Genomic DNA, 5,092 nt, shown 5'->3' with positions numbered 1-5,092 from the left:
GATCCTTGACGGCCGCCAATCTCCCAGGCGTCATGCTATGGCGATGCTGATTTCGCTCAGCCACCGAGATGAGAGAGAGATTACGGTTTTGCCCCCGAACCCCATGTGGGCGTTCGGGGTTAACCGCAAAACACATTACTCGTCAGACGTGGCGGGCTCGCTCAATCGTTCTGGAGATGGTCGGATATCTTACCCTGAATGTCCGTAGCTATCGCCCAGTAGAGGTCATATTTAGCGCCCTCCATCGATTGAGCGTCGGACCGGAATTCGAGCTCCTGATCCAGTTCGTCGCCATTCAGATCGATCATGACCGGATGCCAATGGCCGTCGCAAGGTGCGATGCGGATCGCCTTCCCGATCGCCGCCAACGACTGATCCACCAGATCAATGACGTTTTGCGCTTCGACGGTTACAGACGGGGAAAATGAGCGGAGCGGAATGACATTGGCGTAGGCCTTGCGCAGCGTCGCATTGTCTCGCAGCATTTCTTCATCGATGCGATCGAACAGGGCATCGTCGAAAGCTTGGCCGAAAAACTCGGGGAACAGCTCTCGGACCTCGCTCGTCTGCGGATACTTCTTACGCCGCTCGATCCGGCGAGCGTCAGGGGCGGCCGCTTCCGACGATGGCCGCTTGCGCCGACTGAGATGATACGACGTCATCGAACCTGCAAGCGCGATGCGTTCCGATTGGGTTTCCGCATCGAAATACGGCCACTCTGGGGTGGACATATAATCGACGATCAGTGTGTGCCGGTAGTCCCGACCAGCAAGCCTGATATCGATGTCGTATTCCAGTGCTCCTGAAAACGGGTGATCGTAAATCCCGTGCTCCTCAGCGGCCTCGTGCCGCTGATGGACAAAGCGGCCGGTCTTCGCATCGTCGAGGTCAATGCTCAGGGCATGCAGGATGTCGATGAGGCGCGATTTAGGTAGCCGGCTGATTTGCGACAGCGACTCGACGTGTTCGAGAATGTTCGGGTGGGCACGCAGCGCAAAACGTACGTTTTGCCGCTCTTCCGCCGTCAATGTGAGCTTCTGCATACCACCTCCTTGACAGTCATGGCTACGTCTATTCTGTCCAACTGTCCAGATTATTGGACAGTTGGACAGAAACCAGAGCAGTAGTCAAGGTCAGAGGCGATCGAACACCGATCCCATGCGGGGCGAAAACAGGCGCTCGTAGGTCTTGAGGAGATGCGTGTCGGTCATCGCCGCGACGAAGTCGCAGATGACCCGAAGGTCGCCGCCAGCGGCTTCGTATTTCGCGAACTCTTCGCGTGGCAGCAGCCGGGCGGGATCGGCCTGCATCGCCTCGAAGACGGCGACCACCATTCCCTGACCCTTGAACTCGAGGTGCTGGACGGCAGGCGAGGTAATGACCTCATCGACGACGAAGCCCTGCAGCACGTCGAGGAACTCGCGCTGGGGAGAGGCGACGGCCACGCCCCAGCGCAGAAATGGCTCGGCGAATTCGGGGCGCTCGACGAACTCGACCGCAGTCAGGAAGTGATGGACGAGGCGGCCGATGAAGCGCTTGCGTGAAGCGGCACCGCCGAACAGTCCATCGACCATCTGGGCGAAGACGTCGTTCTCGCTTTCGCCCGGGTACTTTGCCTTGAGTGCGTCAAGAAACGAGGGGCACTTGTCCTGGAGTGCAGCGGCGAAGCGTTCCCGGGTAACGAGATCGAGCGCGATCGCGTCCTCAAGGTCATGGACGCCGTAAGCAATATCATCGGCCGCATCCATGATCGAGCAGTCGAGTGCCTTGTGGAGGGGCTTGCCGTGCTTGCCTTCCTGCGGCGCGAAGGCCTGAAAGGCCTCGCGATCCGCATGCGACAGTGGATCAAGGATCCAGTCAACCACGTCCTGTTCGCTGTCGAGATAGCACTTCGGCGGTTTGCTCGCGCGGCCGTCGATGATCTTGATCGTCGAGGGGCCAGCGAGCAGTGCGGGGGCGAGCGCAGGGTTGGCAATCCGGGCGAAGGCGACCGGGTACTTGAGGACCCCGAGCATCGTTCTGCGCGACAGGTTCGCGCCGGCGCCTGCGGAGAAATTCTCGAGGCGCGCGAGGATCCGCAGGGTCTGGCCATTGCCCTCGAACCCGCCCGCACCGCGCATGCAGTAGTTGAGGGCGATTTCTCCGCCATGCCCGAAGGGCGGGTGACCGAAATCGTGCGTGCAGCCGATCGAGTGGATTGTGCCGCGATCGGGCAGCAGCGGGTTCGCCGAATGATCGGGGAAGGACTTCTCGAGCTGGCGGGCGATGCCGCCAGCGATCTGCGCAACCTCGAGCGAATGGGTGAGACGGGTGCGATAGAAATCGCTGTCGCCTAGGTTGAGAATCTGGGTCTTGCCCTGCAGCCGCCGGAACGAAGCCGAGTGGATCACCCGCGCGTAGTCGATGTCGCCATCGTCCCGCGCGTCCTCGCTCTGCGGGGTCCAGCCTTCGCGACGGGCGGACCAGTGCCGGGCAATAGTCATGGCGGTCAGCGGATTACAGTGACGGCGACACCGGCCGCGTCCGCGACGGTGCGCCACTGCTTGTCGGCAGTCAGCGCCGGAAGACCGTCCCGGCGCGCGAGCGCCAGGCAGAAACGGTCGCCGAGCGACAGGCCGGCCTCGGCCGTCGCGGCGCGCAGGCGCCCGGCGATGGTGGCGAGCGCCTGGTCTGCCTCGACGATCGCCATCGGCAGGGGCCGCAGCATGGAGTCGACCTGGTCGGCGGGCATGCCGGCATGGATGAAGTGGCTGACGACCTCGGCGTAGTTGACGCTCGACATGCGCGAGGCGCCGATCGCATCGGCGACCTTGCCCGCGCCGGGCTCGTCCCGGAGCAGGGCAAGCAGCGCGGAGGCGTCGAGTACGACTTCGGTCATTCGCCCGATTCCTCACGGCGGCGGGCAAGAAAGGCATCGACCGATGCGGCAGCGTTGCCTTCGGTGTATTTCTTCGCCAGCGCCTGGGCGTGGGCGATCGACTGCGCAACCGTGCGCAGGATCACGCCGTCCTCGGTTTCCTCGACCAGCAGCGCGCCGCCGCCGGCCAGTCCGAGCCGCTTACGGATCTCGGCCGGCAGGCTCATCCGGCCATTGGGCGTGATCGTCACTTGTACCGTCATGGCACTGCTCCTGATGCGGCGAACGCGTCGCGAAGCGTGCGCGTGAGCCAATTCAGGGGCCATATGCCACAAAATTGCAAACGTGTCACGAACGGCACATCGTGGCATGATCGCTCAGCTTGATAATATAGCTTATGTTAAATGTTATCAAAGACTTATGCGGATTTCGGGGCATCCTGCCACGATGATTGATCGCGCGGCAAGCGTTGCTCATCATCGATTACCACGAGGCAGTGCGGCGCTTCGCGGCTCCAGGACCACAGCACAAGGTTGCGATCGTCAGGCGTCGCACGCGAGGCAAAGCTCGGAACGATGATGCCCGCGCAGCCGCCGGCGATCAGCCGGTCGGCAAGCTCCCAGGTCGGAACGGGCTTGCGGTCACCCGCAAGCCGTTCCCACGCGCAGCTCAGCTGCGCGAGAGTGACGTCGGCGCGCTCGCGCACCGCAGGATCGGTCAGGTCGAGAACATCGGCGAGTTCGGCGCGGTAGCTGCAGATGGTCAGCGGCTGCGCCTTGAAGGCAAAGCCTTGCTGGGCTTCGAGCCAGGCGGTCTCGAGGCTCAGCGCCGCGTAGAAACAAGCCGTTCCGATGCGATTGAAGCGCCCGCCATGCAGCTTCGCGCCTTCGCCGGATTCAGGGTCATAGGCCCAGGCCGGATGATGCGCGCGGTAGACAAGACCGTCGAACCGGCTGAAGGACAGTGTCACCTTGAGGTTGCCTGGCGATCAGGCAAACCCGCCGGCGGCGATCCGGCCGAGATAGGCGCGGACCTTCTCGCCGAGGCCCTGGCGGACGAGTTCTTCGGCGGTGGCATCACCGAACGACGGCAGCGGCTGCGAGCGGTACCAGGCATAGGCCGCCAGTTCGCTCCCCGCCCACGGGATGACGCGATTGATGATTTCGCTCACCTCGCGCAGCCGCGCCTGGGTGACCACGCTTTGGCTGCGGGCAGCTTTCGAGACGGCATCGCGCGACAGCCCGGCTGCGAGCGCCAGTTCGGACTTGGTGATGTGCAAGGCCGCCGACAGCCGGTCGGGCGAGACGCCCTTCTCGCTGGTGACTTCGCTCAGGAATGCCGCGCTTGCCATGTGCCTCACCATTTGCCTAATTATGAGGTATTATATGCGGCAACGAGCGCGAAATGTCAAGGTCGGCCCGAGGGCCGCGCCGCGACCTTAGCCGAAGGCAACGCCGAGCTTCTTGCGTTTTGCCGGGGTCGCAGCGGCCTTGGGCTGCGCCTTTGGCGCCACTTCGGGCGCTGCAATGGCCTCAGCTTTCGGGCTCTGGCCGGGCTTGCGGCCAAGGCCGATCCTGACCGCCAGCTCCTTGCGCTTGGCGGCATAGTCGGGCGCGACCATCGGGTAGTCGGCGGGCAGACTCCAGCGCGTACGGTACTCGGCGGGCGTCAGCCCGTGCTCAGTGCCGAGATGGCGCTTGAGCATCTTCATCTTCTCGCCGCATTCAAGGCAGGTAACCGCGTCGGGCTTGACCGAGGCGCGCACCGAGACGGCAGGCTTCAGCTCCTCCGGAGCCGGTTCCGGTGCCTGTCCAAGCGCGGCAAGCGAAGCGTAGACCGCCTGGATCAGGCCCGGCAGGTCCGCGGCCGCGACCGCATTGTTGCTGACATGGGCAGACACGATATCGGAGACATGATCCAGCAGTGCTTCGTTTTCCATGCGGGCGAGACCCTTTCCAATCCACAGTCGGGGGTTTCCTAGGCGATTGGTTGCCGCCGCGCCATAGGAACGTCGCCGCAGCGCGCCAGGGCCTTAGGCCGCGAAGAGTTCGCCCTGGGGATCGGCAGCGCCCGAGCCCTGCCGCCGCAACGGCGCGGGTTTGCGCAGCAGCACAAGGACGCCCGGCTTGACCACATAGACCGCATGGCGCCCGCCGCCGCGGTTCTTGTGGTTCGTGGCATAGCCCGCATAGTGCCGGGTCATCAGCCCGGCGCGGACCAGATCGGAAATCGCGC

7 protein-coding genes and 1 pseudogene are annotated in these 5,092 nt (G+C 63.7%); all 8 read right to left on the bottom strand.

Going from position 1 to position 5,092, the window contains the following annotated elements; all coding sequences use genetic code 11:
* Positions 1-161: 161 nt before the first annotated feature.
* Positions 162-1,043 (bottom strand): hypothetical protein, encoded by an 882-nt coding sequence (locus AX703_RS10430; protein WP_062343924.1) that lies wholly within the window; start codon positions 1,041-1,043, stop codon positions 162-164.
* Between the two features lie 90 nt (positions 1,044-1,133).
* Positions 1,134-2,483: an anti-phage deoxyguanosine triphosphatase gene (locus AX703_RS10425; protein ID WP_062343923.1), complete on the bottom strand. Its 1,350-nt coding sequence runs from the start codon at positions 2,481-2,483 to the stop codon at positions 1,134-1,136.
* Between the two features lie 5 nt (positions 2,484-2,488).
* Entirely contained in the window at positions 2,489-2,878 is a 390-nt protein-coding gene (locus AX703_RS10420) for a type II toxin-antitoxin system VapC family toxin (protein WP_062343922.1), read from the bottom strand.
* Complete coding sequence (locus AX703_RS10415; protein WP_006949414.1) at positions 2,875-3,120, bottom strand: AbrB/MazE/SpoVT family DNA-binding domain-containing protein; 246 nt, start codon at positions 3,118-3,120, stop codon at positions 2,875-2,877. The genes AX703_RS10420 and AX703_RS10415 overlap by 4 nt, the downstream gene beginning before the upstream one ends.
* A 155-nt stretch (positions 3,121-3,275) precedes the next feature.
* The gene (locus AX703_RS10410) at positions 3,276-3,827 is read right to left on the bottom strand and encodes an RES family NAD+ phosphorylase (RefSeq protein ID WP_062343921.1); all 552 of its coding nucleotides are present in this window, start codon (positions 3,825-3,827) and stop codon (positions 3,276-3,278) included.
* Positions 3,828-3,845: 18 nt separating this feature from the next.
* Positions 3,846-4,208, bottom strand: a complete 363-nt coding sequence (locus AX703_RS10405) for an antitoxin Xre/MbcA/ParS toxin-binding domain-containing protein (protein ID WP_062343920.1) — start codon at positions 4,206-4,208, stop codon at positions 3,846-3,848.
* A gap of 87 nt (positions 4,209-4,295) precedes the next feature.
* Positions 4,296-4,796: a MucR family transcriptional regulator gene (locus AX703_RS10400; protein WP_062343919.1), complete on the bottom strand. Its 501-nt coding sequence runs from the start codon at positions 4,794-4,796 to the stop codon at positions 4,296-4,298.
* A gap of 93 nt (positions 4,797-4,889) precedes the next feature.
* Positions 4,890-5,092, bottom strand: a pseudogene (locus AX703_RS27880) (hypothetical protein); the annotation flags it as partial.

This window comes from Novosphingobium sp. CCH12-A3, assembly GCF_001556015.1.
GTDB classification, from domain to species: Bacteria; Pseudomonadota; Alphaproteobacteria; order Sphingomonadales; family Sphingomonadaceae; genus Novosphingobium; species Novosphingobium subterraneum.
This window is presented reverse-complemented; position numbering and strand designations above follow the sequence as displayed.